Below are 16,854 nucleotides of genomic sequence, written 5' to 3'. Positions count from 1 at the left end.
TATATTTTTTATTTAATATCAACAGACAAATTGCCTACCCCTATGTCAATATCAATATCTACCTTCGAGTTAGCATTGGTATAATTAGGTGAAATGTAATAGGTATCAGTTTTTGTCCACCCTAATTCACCTAAGTTACTACTTTTAAGTCCTCCATCAAACCTTATCTTAACACCTAAATCACTTGGTACTATTAAGTTAACACTGGTCGCACCCGCTTCAATATCTATATTTGAGTTTTCAAGCAATGTACCTAACATAATATCTAGCTTTCCAGCTCCACAGTCTATGTCTAAAGACTTTGCTTTAATGTTATTTAAGTCTATTTTTCCATTTACTGCTCCTATATTTGCGTCAATATCCCATATTATGTTGTCTGATAGATTATATGTAGCGTTATAGCTTTTTTTAGTAACTGGAAAAGTCCTGTGCTTTTTTTCTTTAAATTCAATTGATGCAGTTTCATTATTATTTCCATATGATACATTATGAATTACATATGGGCTTGATATAGAAGTATTTATTAAATTATTTTTTGTTGAATCAATATTTAGATTCACTCCACTTAAATCTATACTAAGTTCAGCGTTTTTAATATTTTGATTTGATTGCAATTCAAAAGAAGGTGAAGCTGATTTAAATGGTTGATTTTCATTATATTGAATAAAAAAGCCATATGCAAAAATTATTACTAAAAAAATTATCCAAGCTATGCTTTTTATTATGTTTTTATCATTAAAAATAATCGATATACCAATGATTACAAACACTAAGGGCCATAGGTCTACGACTGCTTCCCATATAGACCATGTAATTAATCCCATATTACTAAGCAACCAGAAAAGGCCAATAAAAATGAAAAAAACACCTAAGAAAATACTATTTTTTTTCATTAAAAAAACCACCTTTCTCTTTGAGTATAAGGTATATACCAACTAACACCATAAAAATAGGTAAAAGGCTTCCAAAATCAAGCCAATGAATAAATTTTTTAGCTACTAGTACTAATCCTAAAATAACTAATACGACCCCTAAGATTATTTTACTATTGTCATCAGAGTAATTGCTTTCTGTATCTACATATTCAGAGTAAGCCGAGGTGTTTTCAGGTATTATTATCATACATATTATATATGCAATAAATCCTATGCCTTTAGTAAAAGTAATTAAAGCCCATAGTAGTCTAATAATAATTGGATCAATTTCAAAGTATTCAGCTATTCCACCACATACACCACTGATAATCTTATTATGAGTAGAACGATATAATTGCTTTTTCATGATGATTCTCCTTTCAAAATATTGTCTTGGTTTCTTTATATATTTAAGACTCTACTAAAATCTATTATACTTCATTATTATGAAAAAAGTTGAAATAATATGGTATATCTTTTGATTAGTGGTCAGTTTTTAGGAGATACTATTTTTGAAAAGATTTCAGGGAGGTATGTTGCATGAATAGATATGTAATCAGAACAGATAAGGAAATTTCATCACCTATGACAAGAGAAGAAGCTATTAAGACAGTCAAAGAATATGAGCAGAGAGGAATATCTGCTTATATAGTGTCCGAAGATGAAGGAGAGAGATTAAAGAACAGTAAGTTTAATATACCTAAATGGGACTAGGTATTTATTAATAACCCCGCGATTTTATCGTGGGGTTATTAATAAGGTGAATTATAATATATTTGACTAATGTATATACTTGTACTAAAGTATTTTAAAGAATATTGTTTTATGATAAATTATAAGAATAGAAGCATATACTGATATATCTGTTTTACTGCTTAAAATCAAGGATGTAAGACTATTAATAAAATAGTATGGTGGTGATAAAATGTTCAATATTTTATCTTTATTGTTTAGATATCTGTTTATATTACTTATATACCTTTTTATGGTTGGCATTATTAGAATGATATATTTAGATATCAAAAGCATGAGTGGTTCTACAAGTGATAATGGCACTTATCTAAAACTATTAAACAGAAAAGATACTCTTCCCTTTAAGATAAAGGAAGTATATAACGTGGAAGATGAATCCAGTATTGGAAGAGGCAATCAAAATGAAATAGTTATAAGAGATCCATATATTTCAAAAGCTCATGCAAAAATAGTACTAGATGAATGTCAATATTTCTTAGAGGATCTTAATAGTGCAAATGGAACATTTCTAAATGGAACAAAAATTTTAGATGCTGTTAAACTAAGTAATGGAGATAGAATAAAGTTAGGACAGATAGAGTTTATATTTGTTCATCAGGATTAAGAGGTGTGTATTATGATTAGAAAGCTGTTAAGTTATAAAGTACCACAAAACTTATTAGTACTGATTAATGCTTTGGCACTTCTGTTACTAATAACGTATAATAAAAACTTGGACAAAAACATTATAATTTCTGGAGTGTTATTGATTTTTACTATTTATATTTCAAGTTTCATTTTATATAAATTTTCAAGTGGTGATCATTATATTTTTCTTATTACAACGATGCTCGTAAGTATAGGAATAATAATGGTATATAGAATAAATCCTGCATTAGGTTTTAAACAAATAATATGGTTTGGTGTTGGGATTATAATTTTTTATCTAAGCTATTTTGTTGTTAAATATATTAAAGGATGGAAAAAATGGACTATTCTTTATTTAGTACTATCTTTAGTCTTATTTTTATCAACATTAATTTTAGGGGTAAAAGTTAAGGGTGCTACAAACTGGATAAAGATTGGTGGGCTTGGATTTCAGCCATCAGAAATTATCAAGATTCTATTTATATTTTTTTTAGCTTCTTATTATACAAATAAAGAAAAGATTAAAAATAAAATGTTTTTTTTAGGAATAGTTTATACGTTTATAGCTTTTCTTTTTATACAAAAAGATTTAGGTACTGCTTTATTATTTTATATGATATTTATCACTATATTTTATGTTTATGAAGATAATAGAAAACTTATTTTATATAATCTTTTAGGAGCTTCTGTACTTGGTATTTTGAGCTATTTAACACTAAATCATGTCAGAGTTAGAGTAGAGACGTGGATAAATCCATGGAAATATATTGATGGTAAAGGGTATCAAATTACTCAATCATTATTTGCAATTGCATCAGGAGGTTTTTTTGGAACGGGACTTGGATTAGGTCATCCAGAATTTATACCTGAAGTTCATACAGATTTTATATTTTCTGCTATATGTGAAGAAATGGGGATATTTGCAGGAATTTCAATTATCATGTTATTTTTGATAATAGTATATAGAGGTATAAAAATTACTCTTCAACAGCAGGACATGTTTTTTAGAATAATAGCTCTTGGAATAACTTCAATGTTTGGTTTTCAAGCATTTATTATACTTGGTGGCGTCATAAAAATGATACCACTTACAGGTATAACTCTACCCTTTGTAAGTTATGGAGGAAGTTCGTTAGTATCTAGCTTTATAGCACTTGGTATTTTACAAGTTGCTTCTGAGGAGCTTGATGTAGAACAGGAGGAAGACGATGAATATAGAGTCCAAAAGGATAATTAGGGTGCTTATAGGTCTTTGCATATTATTTATAAGCTTAATAGTGTATCTTAGCTATTTTGAGATTTTTAGTGCTGCTAAGGTAGAATCAAATAGCTACAATAAAAGACAATGGCTTAATGAAGAAAGTGTAATTAGAGGAAAAATTTTAGACAGAAACGGTAATGTTTTGGTATATAGTGAAAAAAAAGATGATAATCAAATCAGGTATTATAAATACGGTTCATTATATAGCCATATTATAGGATACAGCTACAAAGAATATGGAAAATCAGGACTTGAAGCCACATATAATAATGAACTACTAGATTTAAGTGATTTGAATCCAATAAACGACATCAAAAATATTATTTCGGATAAAGAAACTAATGGTAATGATATAATGATTACAATAGACCATGATGTTCAAAAATATGCTTCAAAATTATTAAATGGAAGAAAAGGCTCTATCGTTATGATGAACCCAAAAACTGGTGAAATATACACCATGATAAGTTATCCTAGCTTCAACCCATCTACACTTAAAGATGACTGGGAGGAAATAATCGAAGATACTAATAGCCCTTTACTTAATAGGGCGACAATGGGAATGTATACACCAGGGTCAATATTTAAGGTAATAACAGCTACTACTGCTTTACAGCATGAAAACATACAGACAGAATATAAATGCAAAGGTTCAGTTAATATTGATGGATATATTCTGAGTGATTATAAAGGAGAAGCACATGGTGATGTTGACCTAGAAAAAGCATTAGCAGAGTCCTGCAACGTTGCATTTAGTCAGATTGGATTATCTTTAGGTCAGGAAAGATTAAGGGATGCTGCTGAAGACTATTATATTAATAAGTTAATACCTTTTGATTTAAAAACATCAAGGTCGTTGTTTAGTACTAAAAATATGACAAAAGCTGATCTGGGTGCGACTGCTATAGGGCAAGGCAAAACGCTTGTTACACCACTAAATATGGCTATGGTGGCTTCTGCTATAGCTAATGACGGAGAGATGATTAAGCCTGTTTTGGTTAAAGAGGTTATAGCTGGAAATGGCAAGGTTATTAAGCAAAATAAAACTGAGGTACTTACAAAAACAAGTAGTACAGAGATATCAAATAAAATAAAAGATATGATGGTTAAGGTTGTAGATGAAGGTACTGGCAAAAATGCTAGAATAAGAAATATTTCAGTTGCAGGAAAAACAGGTACAGCAGAAAATGAGACTGGAAAAGAGCATGCATGGTTTATTGGATTTGCGCCTGCTGATGACCCAGAAGTAGCTATTGCAGTAATACTGGAGAATAGTGGCTCTACAGGAGGTAAGGTTGCAGCTCCTATTGCAAGAGATATTATGATAAAAATGCTTAATAAGCTAAAATTGTATTAGAAGAAAAAATGTCCATTCTTATATTAATTAATGTAGGAATGGACATTTTTAGTTATGATATAGTAGCAATTTCTAAATTTTTTAATATATTAATAGTAGCAAAAGATAAAGGAGGTGTTGTTTTGGCTTATTCCAATCGTGAACTATTAGCTAGAATAATCAAATGTGAAGCAGGTGGTGAAGGAGATACTGGGATGAAGGCAGTAGCAACTGTAGTAATGAATAGAGTAAATGTTCCAGATGGTGAATACAGAAGAGTAAATCAGGGAGATTTACGAAAGGTTATATATCAAAGAGGACAATTTGATTGCGTAAGAAGCGTTCTTAGAGGACAACCAAATCCACAAACTATATGGGCAAATCCACCAGAAGATATACATTATCAGATTGCTGATTGGGCAATAGCAGGAAATAAAGTATGGAATATTGGAAGAAGTTTATGGTATATGAACCCATTTAGACCAAATTGTCCGCCGACATTCCCATATAACGGGAGCGGAAGAATTAATTCAAGAATAAGAAAACATTGCTTCTATGATCCTACTGAGTTATATAAAAGCACATAATTAAATAAGGAGGGATATAAATGAGAAGACAACAAAGCGACCAAAGAGATAACAACATGCCAACTAGCCCAATTTTACCTAAAAGACCAATGATGCCAGATATGATGCCACAGATGCCTCAAATGCCTCAAATGCCACCATGTATATATCAGCCAGGAATGCCACCAGGGATGTTTCCACCAGGAACTGCATATAATCCTATAGGAGTTCCACCTGGAGCTATTGCTGATCCAGTATTACCACCAGGAAGAATGCCTACGCCAACTGTACCAGCTGTGCCACCAGGCAGAGGAGCGATTCCTGTAGTTCCAGTTGAAGGTTCACCTGTTGATATTATTCAGGAACCAGGACCTCCAGTTATGGTAGATACAAACTACATTCAAGGATATTTAAGAACACTTATAGGTCAGTATGTAAAGGTAGAATTCATTCTTGGTGCGAATATGCTGATGGACAGAGAAGGTGTATTAAAAGAGGTTGGTATAGATCATATAGTGTTACAAGAACCTCAAACAGATGATTTAGTAGTAGCTGATTTGTATTCTATTAAGTTTGTAAAAGTATTCTTATAACACATAGGAACTTATGTATTTTTAAAAATTGTATATAAGTAATAACTTCCTTAGTGTGTTTCAATAAAAATAACATGAAGTTTAAGAAGAAAGATTTTGTTTTAATATAACCCATATAGGAATAAATACATTTTTAGAAGTGCAGTTCATTAAATGAGATAAGAATCTAAAAATAGAGAATTGATAATCTATATTAATTCTCTATTTTTTATGATTTCTGAACAAGCATACAATGGTATGTCTTGTATAGAACACGCTTATATGATATTCTTTGAAATAATAGTTAACTATAATTAATTTGAAAGGTAATAATTGATATATAATATTATTTTGATTACATTTTCACATAAAAAGGGAGGCAATAATTATGGCGATTGTTAGACCATTTAAGGGAATAAAACCAAAGCAAGATATTGTGCATAAAGTTGCATCACTTCCATATGATGTTATGAATAGAGAAGAAGCTAAAGAAATGTCAAAAGGAAATGCACAATCTTTTTTACATGTTGTTAGACCTGAAATAGATGTAGATGATTGCATTGATGTCCACGATAAAATTGTGTATGAAAAAGCAAGAGAGAATCTAGAAAGTATGATATCAAATGGAGTGCTCATTCAGGATATCCAACCTAAAATATATATATACAGACAAGTGATGTTTGGAAGAGTTCAAACAGGGATTGTAGGGTGTACATCAATTGATGATTATTTGAATGATATAATTAAAAAGCATGAGTATACACGACCTGAAAAAGAACAAGACAGGATAAATAATTTTGATTATTGTGATGCTAATACTGCACCAATTTTTTTAACCTATAGAAAAAATGAAAAAATAAATTATATTATAAATGAATGGATTAAATTTCATAAGCCTATTTATGATTTTAAATCGGAGGATAGTATAACGCATATTGTATGGGATATAGATGATAAACACATTATAGATAAAATATGCAGTTTATTTAAAACTATTGAATATCTTTATATTGCAGATGGACACCATAGGTCTGCTTCTGCTGTAAAAGTCGGACTAAAAAGAAGAAAAGATAACCCAAACTATACTGGAGAAGAAGAATTTAATTATTTTATGTCAGTTATTTTTCCTGATGAGGATCTTTTTATCATGGATTATAATAGAGTAGCTAAAGATTTAAATGGATATTCTATAGAACAATTTATGGACAAGGTAAATGAGAAATTTCTAATTGAAGAGTATACAAAAGAGGGACCATATAAGCCGTACAAGAAACACACTTTTGGAATGTATGTTGACAGTAAATGGTATATATTAACAGCAATGAAGGACACATATGATGAGAGTGACCCAGTACAGAGATTAGATGTCTCAATACTACAGAATAATCTTCTTCAACCAATATTAGGCATACACGATCCAAGGACAGATAAAAGAATAGATTTTGTGGGTGGAATAAGGGGGTTAACTGAACTTGAGAAAAGGATATCTAAAGACATGAAAATTGCATTTTCTATGTATCCGACTACAATGGAAGATTTAATGTCAATAGCTGACAGTGGACAGGTTATGCCTCCAAAATCTACATGGTTTGAGCCGAAACTTCGTAGTGGGCTCTTTGTTCATAGATTATTTTAGTTATGTAAAAGGAAGAAGAAAAAACTTCTTTCTTTTTTGTTTTTTTGGGCATCATAATGATAGATATTTTTAACGTAGGGATGATAAAATGAAATTTGTTGAGAATTATTATGGGACTGCATTTAAGACTTTATTAAGAATAATAAATCCTTTCAAAAAAATAATAATAAAAACAGAAGTAAAAGTTCATCAATTTATTAATATTCAAGCTATAAGTATTTTATATGAACATGGTTACATTAGGCAATATGAATTTCTAAATAAATATATAGATCAAATAAACAAAGGAGTAGTATGGGCAGACCAGGATTTTAAGAGTATAAACCATTTCTATAACCCGGTCAAGAAAAAAGGATTATATGGGCATAGTAATGCATTATTATTAACTCAAAAATATTATGAAAACGCTATAAAGTACTGGAAAAAAAGCAATATCGAAAAGTCCATGTTTTACTTAGGAGCTTGTGTACATATTATTCAGGATTTAACTATACCTCAGCATGTTAACATTAGATTGTTAGATAGCCATCGCCAATATGAAAACTTTGTTAAAATGACACATGCTGTAGTAAATGAATTTAGCACATTAAAACCACCTATATTGTTTGATGACCTTGAAAAGTATGTTAGATTCAATTCTAAGGTTGCATTAAGAGTATATAAACAATTTAAAGATATTAAGAAAGATAAAGTTAGATTCCATAAGATTACACACTGTGCGTTGCCCCTTGCTCAAAGAACTACGGCAGGTTGTTTGCTGATGTTCATGAATGAGGTGGAATTATAGTTAAGGTTTAACATTGACTTACAAATGTAGTTTTTTACAGAATTAATATACTTAATGTTAATGGTTAACATTAAGTATATTAATGAAAATAACACATAATATATGGAAATATTTTCTCATACAGTATAAAATAGAAATATATTATAAAGGGAGATGAGATTAGTATGGCTGATAACAAAAAACAATTAAGAGATAGAAAAGATATTGATACGAAATATAAATGGAATATTAGTTCTATGTACGAAAACGATGAAAAGTGGGAAGAAGATTTTAAAAAATTAAAGCAGTTGTCAAAAAACATATCAAAATATAAAGGTGTAGTAGTTAGTTCCAGCCAACTGTTACTTGAAGTCCTGAGGTTGAAAGATAATATTTCTAGAATAAGTGAGAATATCTATACATATGCAAAAATGAAGCTTGATGAAGATAGCAGAAACGATAAATATCAATCACTTACAGACAGGGCTACAAGTCTAATGGTAGAAGTAGAAGAGAGTATGTCATTTATTGTTCCAGAAATATTATCATTAGATGAAGATAAGATAAAAGAGTATGCCAATAATGAAGATGGATTGAGGATATATAATCATCATATTCTAGAAATAATGAGAAAAAGGGAGCATGTTCTTTCGCCACAAGAGGAAGCAATAATAGCTCAAACTGGAGACATGGCAGGAACTGCTCAAAACATATTCTCTATGTTGAACAATGCAGATATTAAGTTTCCAACAATTAAAGATGAAAATGGAGAAGAAGTTGAAATAACTCACGGAAGATTTGTTCCACTTATGGAAAGCAAGGATAGAAGTGTTAGAAAAGATGCATTTAAGGCACTTTATGGAACATACAAGAATTTTAGAAATACATTTGCCACAGCATTAAATAGTGATATCAAAAAGAATATTTTTTACTCAAAGGTTAGAAAATACAATTCAGCCTTAGAAGCAGCTTTAGATGGGAATAATATTCCTGTAGATGTGTATAAAAATTTAATTAAAGCTGTTAATGATAATATTGAACATATGCATAAGTATGTCAGGTTAAGAAAAAAAGCATTAGGACTTGAAGAACTTCATATGTATGATCTATATACTCCTATAGTAAAGGACGTTGATATGAAAATCTGTTATGATGAAGCACAAAATCTTGTCCTTGATGGATTAAAACCACTTGGTGAAAATTACTTAAGTGTTGTAAAAAATGGACTTGAATCAAGATGGGTAGATGTGTATGAAAACAGGGGTAAGAGAAGTGGGGCATACTCTTGGGGTACATACGACTCTGAACCGTTTATATTACTCAACTATCAAGATACATTAGATAATGTGTTTACACTGGCTCATGAGTTAGGTCATTCACTTCACAGCTATTACTCAAAACATAATCAACCTTATATATATGGAAGCTATAGTATATTTGTTGCTGAGGTTGCATCAACTGCAAATGAAGCATTACTTATGAATCATATGCTTGAAAATTCAAAGAGCAAAGAAGAAAAGCTATACTTGCTTAATCATTATCTTGAGCAATTTAGAGGAACTGTATATAGACAAGCAATGTTTGCCGAATTTGAGATGCTTATACACGAGCGAGCAGAGAATGGTGAGTCGTTAACCGCAGATAGCTTATCTAAAATATATAGGGATCTTAACCAAAAATACTATGGTCCGGATATTATTGTTGATGATGAAATTGCTATGGAATGGGCTAGAATACCTCATTTTTACTACAATTTTTATGTCTTCCAATATGCTACTGGTTTTTCTGCAGCAGTTGCTTTATCACAAGGAATATTAAATGACGGTAATAAAGCTGTTGAGAAGTACTTAGATTTCTTAAAAAGCGGTAATTCTGATCATCCAATAAACGTTCTGAAAAAAGCTGGTGTTGATATGACTCAACCTGACCCAGTTAATAATGCTCTTAAGTTATTTGGAGATTTAGTGGATGAAATGGAAAAATTGCTATCATTTTAAGAAAATGAAGGCTTTCTCTTAAAATAGAGGAAGCCTTTACTATTGCTTAAAATATATTTTAATATTAAAATTAATAACTAGGAGACTTATTTAAGGATGTTTGATTAATGAATCTAGAAAAAGTTAGTAAATACTTAATATATTTGATTATTATTTTGGGAGCTTTTTTTCCTATAGCTTCATATGTTTTGATGGGAATCATTATCATTAATATAATTCTATTAAAAAAGGAACAGGAGATTATTATCAAGCTGAGGAATAATATAATATTGCTTATGATGGTTATATCTATGATATTGTCATCAATATTTTCTGAAATTTGGTATGTCAGTGTTTTTTTCTCTATTTTTTTTATAATACAGGTTCTCTTTTCAATATCTGTAAGTACATTTTTGGATGAGAGTGATTTTAGTCGTGTACTTTCTATTATAATGTACTTAGGAATAGCAGTTTCTGTAATTGGGTTATTTCAATATTATTTTCAGATTGGAAATATCCAGAAAAGTTGGATCGATAAAAATGTATATAATATTGACTTTAGGGTTTATTCTACATTTTTTAATCCTAACATACTAGCCATCTTCCTTAATTTAACTATTATAACGAGTGTAGTAAGCATTACTGAAACCAATAAAACAAAAATTCTTGTTCCAGCAGCTATTTGTACTATGACTTCTACTGTATGTTTGCTTTTAACTTATTCTAGAGGAGGATGGATTCCATTATGTATTTCCTTCGTGTTACTTGGTATTTTTGACAGAAGGTTTTTAAAATATATAGTTGTGTTTGGAGCTATTTTTGGGGGATTTGACTATGCTTCAGATGTCGGAAGACTTATGCCTCAAAAGATTGTGATAGACTCTAGTGTTGGCTATAGAATTAAACTTTGGAAAGCATCCTTTGACATAATCCAAGATAACCCTATATTAGGAATAGGAAAAGGAACTGTTTGGAACAAAATACCAGAGTATTCTAATACAATAACAGCATATGTTTCTCATGTACATAATGTTTTTTTGCAAATATTAGTTGATACAGGCGTAGTTGGAGCTACAGTGTTTGTTATATTTATCAAAGATATTTGGAATAGAATAAAATTTAATATAAAGAAAAAACAGTCTATAGGATTAATAACCAAAGTTTCACTTGGTTTTTATGTTACACTTATAGTTAATGGTTTCTTTGATGCAGTATGTTTACAATCTCAAATATCAATATTTGTATGGTTTCTAATAGGGATTAATTTTATAGATGAAAAAGCAAATGATTTAGAACTAATGCAGGAAGAATACTAATGATACTAAGAAAGGTGATATAATGAACGAATCGGTAAGAAGATTAAAAAGACTTGTTAGTGAACTTGAGTCATATGCGTACTGTGAGAATTCTAAAAAAGTGATTCAGTTGTCTGATGAAATAGTTACTATCGCAGCATCAATAAAAAAAGAATTTAATAGTAAAAAATCTAAAACAAGTTTCTATGATAATGAATATTCAGAACTAGAAAAAATAAGCTCACTTCCATTTATTTTTAAACCAGTTACAGTTAGAAATTATTATGAGGGGAATTACCTTGAAAAATTTAGTGAACAACGAACAGATGAATTAAAAAGAACTGGTATTCTTGATTTACATGATAAATTTTGGACATCAAATAATGTTGAAAGAGGTAATATTTTTGGATCAATTCCAATTGAATTAATTCCTAAAGATGCAGTTTCAAAATTATTAGGTATGGGCTGGGAACATGCAGATGTTACAATATATGAGGTAGTCAAACAAATGAAATTAACTCAGCTTATTAATTTATGTGATAAAAACTTCAAACATTACATAATTGCAACCGAGATGAGAAATAACAGTAGGCTTGTATTACACTTTGATCTTACAGATAAATGATAATGGAAAAGAGATATAAATTGGCTTATATCTCTTTTCACAGATATTATAAAAATTTGTCTTTGACATTTGACCAGAAGCTTTGAGTATCTATAGTTAATTTTCTTAAAGTCATATCAGAGAACTTAAAGGTGACTTCAACAATGTTATCATATTTAAATTGATTGCCATCTACAACCATTAAAATTGAGTTTTCATCTCTGTATTCTGGATTAACCTTTATGGTCATGCTATCTGGTATGATGGCACTATTAGTTAAAGATCTATATGCCTTAGAGTTTATAGGAGCTAAAGGTGTTAGTTGAAGTATCTTTAGTGATGGGTAAACGATGCTTCCTCCAGAAGAAAAGTTATAAGCAGTACTTCCTATTGGAGAAGATACAATTAATCCGTCACCACTAAATCTTTCAAGGTAATTATCATTTATAGAAACGTTTAGATGTATAACTTTTGATTCGATGCCTTTTATGACAATTTCATTAACTCCAACTAATTCTATGCAGCTAGTACGTGTACATACTAAAGCTTCAACTAAATATATTTCTTCTATCATGTATTTATTTTGGTGAAAGCTTTCAACAAAATGATCTAGTCTATCAGGCAGTATTTCTTGAAAAAAACCAAGATGACCGGTGTTTACGCCTATAAATGGGATATATGGGAAATTATAGTTATGTATAGCTCTTAGAAATGCACCATCACCACCAATACAAATGTTTAGTATAGCATTATAATCATATACCTCAGAAATGATGTACCCTTTTTGACGGAGTTTGTTTTCTAAAATTTCGGTAGTTTTTCTTGAACGAACATCATCATTATGTATTATATTTATAATGTTCTTTTCTTGTGTAGTATAGCTCAAAAAAGTCCCCTCCATAAAAAATGTATGCTAAACAAAAATAGATAATAGAAATAATTATTATGTTTATATTATACACTAAATAAACCTATAATAAAATGGAGGCAATGATATGAAAAATATTATAGAGAATGAAAGCGTATTACTATTTAAAGTAAATTCTTCTAACCATACTATAGAAGAGATATTAACTCAGACCTATGATATATCTGGAAGACTTCTTAGAAAACTTCAGAGAAGTAAATTAATTTTCTTAAATGGAAAAAAAGCGAAAGGTAATTCAATTACTAAAGATGGTGATGTTATATCTATTATTATGGAGGATGAAGAAGAAAACAATACTCCACAGAATATACCGATAGATATTATATATGAGGACTATGACCTGATCATCTTAAATAAGCAACCAAACATAGTTGTACATCCTACTAAAAGCCACTCAGAAGGAACTATAGCTAATGGTGTAGCCTTTTATTTCAAGCAAAAAAATATTAATAAAAAGGTGAGATTTGTTAACAGGTTAGATATGGATACATCCGGCGTTCTTGTTATAGCTAAGAACTCTTTTGCTCATCAGCAAATGTCTATACAGTTTGAAAATAATAATATAGAGAAAAAATATTATGCTGTTGTAGAGGGAGTAGTAAAAGATGATGAAGGAATTATTGAAGAGGCAATAGGTAAATTAGATAGTGAACCCATGCTGCGATCTGTTACTAAAGATGGTAAAGGGGCATTAACAAAATATTTAGTATTAGATAGATATGATGATGCCACTTTACTGGAAGTTCAGATTGAAACTGGAAGAACTCATCAAATAAGGGTACATTTAAAGCATATTGGACATCCGATTATAGGAGATTCACTTTATAATAATCCAAGTCATATGATAAACAGGCAAGCGTTGCATTCATATTCATTGAAGTTTAACCAACCAAGAACAGGAAGAAGAATAGAAGTGAAGGCAGAGCCATCAGAAGATATAAAACTCTTGATAAGTAGACTAAAATATAACGTGGAAGATTAAGTAATCTTCCACGTTAATTATGCTATATTTAGCATCCACCATATCCACCGTAGCATCCACAGAATAGAACAACTAAAAGTAAGAAGAAAAACAACAACGAAGAATCAATTCCGCCATAGCATCCTAAATTATTTGACATAAGATAACCTCCTTAAAATGTTTGTTACCAATATTTTGGTTACTACAGTATATTAATGAATTACCACTTTGGTTACACTTTAGGCTACAATGAAAAATAACTAGTAATTAAGGACTTTATATTTATTTTCTCTCCTCAATATACCACGTGAATAAGCTGTAACGTATGTTCCGTTCCTTTCATAGTATTTTTTTAAATTATAAATTCCGCGATTATACTCTGATAGTATTTTATGATAGTCATCTCCATATGCTTTTTTTAGGACATGAAGGTAAATAGCTCCTAGCCCTATATTATATTCGGGTTCAAAAATATTATTTGAACTATATTCTAAATCCAAAATATGCCCATAATTTTTAGTAAGCCATTTCTCTGTGCCAGGAATAATCTGACAATAGCCCCTGTCATTATGTTCTCCAACTTCATATTTGTTAAAATTACTTTCTTGCTCAATTAAAGCTATAAGTAGAGAAGGCTTTAAATCAAGCTTTTTTGAGTATCCTACTATAATGCCAGATGTATATAAATCTAGAGGTGTAGAGTTTGATATTGCAATTGTTGTTTCAAATTCTTTTTTATTATTTAGATCAATAAACTCTCTAAGTTTATTAAGTGATGCTATTTTTTGAGGCATTGCTGGATCATTCAAGAAGAAATCAATTTGCTTGAGATGTTGCAAAGTCTCGTTTATAGAATTATAGTTTTTTTCTATTAATTCTAAATTATTATCTTCTAGTTTTGATAAATGATTGTTTATTTTCTGAATATCTATTATCATGTACACAGTCATGAATAAAGTAAGGGTAAGAAATACTAAAATAAGAATCATAGAAATTTTAACTCTTGTTTCAAAGCTCATTATAAATCACCCTTTATATAAAATATGCTGTATATAATATTATGGACTTTGCTTATAGGGGGCGGGGGAGATTAATAAGCAAAGTCCAATAATATAGCTACTCATTATATTATCTGCCAAAAAAAAGAATATTAAACATATTTTGCAATAAACAAAAATAAAATTTATGAAAAATAATATAAAAATTGGGAAAAATACAACTGAGGTGATTAAATGCTAAATAGTATAAGAGAAATAAGGGTACGCAATAAGAAAGACTTATATAATCTTATGTTAGAAGTGCCAGAAAAAGAGTTTTTTCAAGTATACGACGATGCAAATAAAGAATCCGCACAGGATCTTATTAAACAATATTTAGTATATCGTCAAGACGATGCTAGACCAGAAAATATAGAGATAGAGTACGATAGAAACAAGCATATTGTAAGTTTATCTAGTGAGTTACATTACTTAGGAAATGACCATACAGATTATTCATAATAAAAAACACAAAGTTAAATAATTAATATACAAATATAAAAACAGATACAGCTTATCTAAATCAAAAAAGCTTTATCTGTTTTTATATACCTTTTTTTCATCTTTACTAATGAACTCTACTCCTATGTACAACAAAACTCCTAATACTATCACTAAACCATCCATAATATCACTCCTAGATTCCTTATATTTCTATATTATCACAGTATAAGGAATTATATGACATTGTAATAATATTTTAATATAACTGTAATCTATGTAATAAAAAAAGAAGCTTCATGAGCTTCTAATTGTTGAAAAGGTGATATTATTTTTCCGACTTTTCTTTATCTGGAGTATTTAATACATTAATCATTTCAAACATTTTCATCATTTCTTTTGCTTTATCCATACTTTTATCTGCGTCTTCTCCTAACATAGGCTTAATTGCATCAAGCATATTTTCTAATTGCATGTTTCTGTTAATTTCATTATTTTGGTCAGATTGATTACTTTGTTTCTCTGACTTGTTTGATGATGAACTTGTTGAAGTTAATGTAGACATCATATTAATAATAGTCTTATACTTATCAAAATTCAGTGCAATATCTAAAATAGGTCTAATATTTTTTATTTTATCCTCAGGCATCTCTTCTTGTATGATTGTTAAAATATGACTGATTCTTTCTTTGTTTGAAAGATTATCTACAGTAGCAATAGGTTTTTGCACCTTGTTTGCTGATACAACATCCATCAGACCTATAACTTTGTTTACACGGTCTAATGAGACAATTACTGTATTAATTGTTCCAACAGATGTTTCAGGTAAGTACGGTCCAATTTTTTTAAGTATTTCAATTTTACCTCCAAGATTTTCAAAGTCAAGTAAACTAGGCAGTTTATAGAGAATATCGCTAAATGCATTGTCGGTAACTGATGATTTTTTTACTGTGTTAGATAATATAAAAAATAGTGGGATAAATAGTATATATTTACTATTAAATAGATTATTTGATCTAGCTGGAACTATAGGATTTTCTGGAGCTGGTACTAATTCATTCACTTTTACGCCTCCTTAGCAAAAAATTACAATAAAAAGCTCTGTACAATATAGTATGTAAGTGCTTATTTTTTTGTTACACATTTTGAAAATAAAATGTTTGTAAAAGTATGAATACTGG

Annotated in this window: 18 protein-coding genes; 13 read left to right on the top strand and 5 right to left on the bottom strand. The window is 29.7% G+C overall.

What is annotated here, in order from left to right; all coding sequences use genetic code 11:
* Positions 1-8: 8 nt before the first annotated feature.
* Positions 9-893: a toast rack family protein gene (locus HNR33_RS01245; RefSeq protein ID WP_429079254.1), complete on the bottom strand. Its 885-nt coding sequence runs from the start codon at positions 891-893 to the stop codon at positions 9-11.
* Complete coding sequence (locus tag HNR33_RS01240) at positions 880-1,281, bottom strand: PspC domain-containing protein (RefSeq protein WP_429079253.1); 402 nt, start codon at positions 1,279-1,281, stop codon at positions 880-882. Before HNR33_RS01240 ends, HNR33_RS01245 begins: the two co-directional genes overlap by 14 nt.
* 173 nt (positions 1,282-1,454) lie before the next feature.
* Here HNR33_RS01240 and HNR33_RS01235 point away from each other — a divergent pair, with 173 nt between their 5' ends.
* The 11 genes from HNR33_RS01235 (at position 1,455) to HNR33_RS01185 (ending at position 12,327) form a co-directional block, all read left to right on the top strand.
* Entirely contained in the window at positions 1,455-1,628 is a 174-nt protein-coding gene (locus tag HNR33_RS01235; protein WP_429079252.1) for a hypothetical protein, read from the top strand.
* A gap of 211 nt (positions 1,629-1,839) precedes the next feature.
* Complete coding sequence (locus HNR33_RS01230; protein WP_429079251.1) at positions 1,840-2,271, top strand: FHA domain-containing protein; 432 nt, start codon at positions 1,840-1,842, stop codon at positions 2,269-2,271.
* 12 nt (positions 2,272-2,283) lie between these two features.
* Positions 2,284-3,531, top strand: coding sequence for an FtsW/RodA/SpoVE family cell cycle protein (locus tag HNR33_RS01225; protein ID WP_429079250.1), 1,248 nt, complete (start codon positions 2,284-2,286; stop codon positions 3,529-3,531).
* On the top strand, positions 3,503-4,912 hold the full coding sequence (locus tag HNR33_RS01220) for a peptidoglycan D,D-transpeptidase FtsI family protein (protein WP_429079249.1): 1,410 nt from the start codon (positions 3,503-3,505) through the stop codon (positions 4,910-4,912). Before HNR33_RS01225 ends, HNR33_RS01220 begins: the two co-directional genes overlap by 29 nt.
* Before the next feature lie 38 nt (positions 4,913-4,950).
* Positions 4,951-5,478 (top strand): cell wall hydrolase, encoded by a 528-nt coding sequence (locus tag HNR33_RS01215; RefSeq protein ID WP_429079248.1) that lies wholly within the window; start codon positions 4,951-4,953, stop codon positions 5,476-5,478.
* A 20-nt stretch (positions 5,479-5,498) separates the two neighbouring features.
* Positions 5,499-6,050: a hypothetical protein gene (locus tag HNR33_RS01210; RefSeq protein ID WP_429079247.1), complete on the top strand. Its 552-nt coding sequence runs from the start codon at positions 5,499-5,501 to the stop codon at positions 6,048-6,050.
* A 367-nt stretch (positions 6,051-6,417) separates the two neighbouring features.
* Positions 6,418-7,665 (top strand): DUF1015 domain-containing protein, encoded by a 1,248-nt coding sequence (locus HNR33_RS01205; RefSeq protein WP_429079246.1) that lies wholly within the window; start codon positions 6,418-6,420, stop codon positions 7,663-7,665.
* An 88-nt stretch (positions 7,666-7,753) separates the two neighbouring features.
* Positions 7,754-8,452, top strand: coding sequence for a zinc dependent phospholipase C family protein (locus HNR33_RS01200; protein WP_429079245.1), 699 nt, complete (start codon positions 7,754-7,756; stop codon positions 8,450-8,452).
* 164 nt (positions 8,453-8,616) lie between these two features.
* A complete protein-coding gene (pepF, locus tag HNR33_RS01195; RefSeq protein WP_429079244.1) occupies positions 8,617-10,428 on the top strand; it encodes an oligoendopeptidase F in 1,812 nt (603 codons plus the stop codon).
* A gap of 107 nt (positions 10,429-10,535) precedes the next feature.
* Positions 10,536-11,723 carry an O-antigen ligase family protein gene (locus HNR33_RS01190; protein WP_429079243.1) on the top strand — a complete coding sequence of 396 codons (1,188 nt, stop codon included), beginning with the start codon at positions 10,536-10,538 and terminating at the stop codon, positions 11,721-11,723.
* A gap of 22 nt (positions 11,724-11,745) precedes the next feature.
* Positions 11,746-12,327 carry a hypothetical protein gene (locus HNR33_RS01185; RefSeq protein ID WP_429079242.1) on the top strand — a complete coding sequence of 194 codons (582 nt, stop codon included), beginning with the start codon at positions 11,746-11,748 and terminating at the stop codon, positions 12,325-12,327.
* 46 nt (positions 12,328-12,373) lie between these two features.
* On the opposite strand, the gene HNR33_RS01180 is transcribed toward HNR33_RS01185, so the two are convergent.
* Complete coding sequence (locus HNR33_RS01180; protein ID WP_429079241.1) at positions 12,374-13,192, bottom strand: NAD(+)/NADH kinase; 819 nt, start codon at positions 13,190-13,192, stop codon at positions 12,374-12,376.
* Positions 13,193-13,301: 109 nt separating this feature from the next.
* Between HNR33_RS01180 and HNR33_RS01175 the strand changes: the two genes are divergently transcribed.
* Positions 13,302-14,216 carry an RluA family pseudouridine synthase gene (locus tag HNR33_RS01175; protein WP_429079240.1) on the top strand — a complete coding sequence of 305 codons (915 nt, stop codon included), beginning with the start codon at positions 13,302-13,304 and terminating at the stop codon, positions 14,214-14,216.
* 239 nt (positions 14,217-14,455) lie between these two features.
* Here the strand turns inward: HNR33_RS01175 and HNR33_RS01170 are convergent, their stop codons facing one another.
* Complete coding sequence (locus HNR33_RS01170) at positions 14,456-15,214, bottom strand: lytic transglycosylase domain-containing protein (RefSeq protein WP_429079239.1); 759 nt, start codon at positions 15,212-15,214, stop codon at positions 14,456-14,458.
* A 213-nt stretch (positions 15,215-15,427) separates the two neighbouring features.
* Between HNR33_RS01170 and HNR33_RS01165 the strand changes: the two genes are divergently transcribed.
* Positions 15,428-15,694: a hypothetical protein gene (locus HNR33_RS01165; RefSeq protein WP_429079238.1), complete on the top strand. Its 267-nt coding sequence runs from the start codon at positions 15,428-15,430 to the stop codon at positions 15,692-15,694.
* A gap of 307 nt (positions 15,695-16,001) precedes the next feature.
* Here the strand turns inward: HNR33_RS01165 and HNR33_RS01160 are convergent, their stop codons facing one another.
* A complete protein-coding gene (locus HNR33_RS01160) occupies positions 16,002-16,736 on the bottom strand; it encodes a hypothetical protein (protein ID WP_429079237.1) in 735 nt (244 codons plus the stop codon).
* Between the last annotated feature and the right edge of the window lie 118 nt (positions 16,737-16,854).

Source organism: Brassicibacter mesophilus (assembly GCF_050433385.1).
GTDB classification, from domain to species: Bacteria; Bacillota; Clostridia; order Tissierellales; family Proteiniboraceae; genus Brassicibacter; species Brassicibacter mesophilus.
This window is presented reverse-complemented; position numbering and strand designations above follow the sequence as displayed.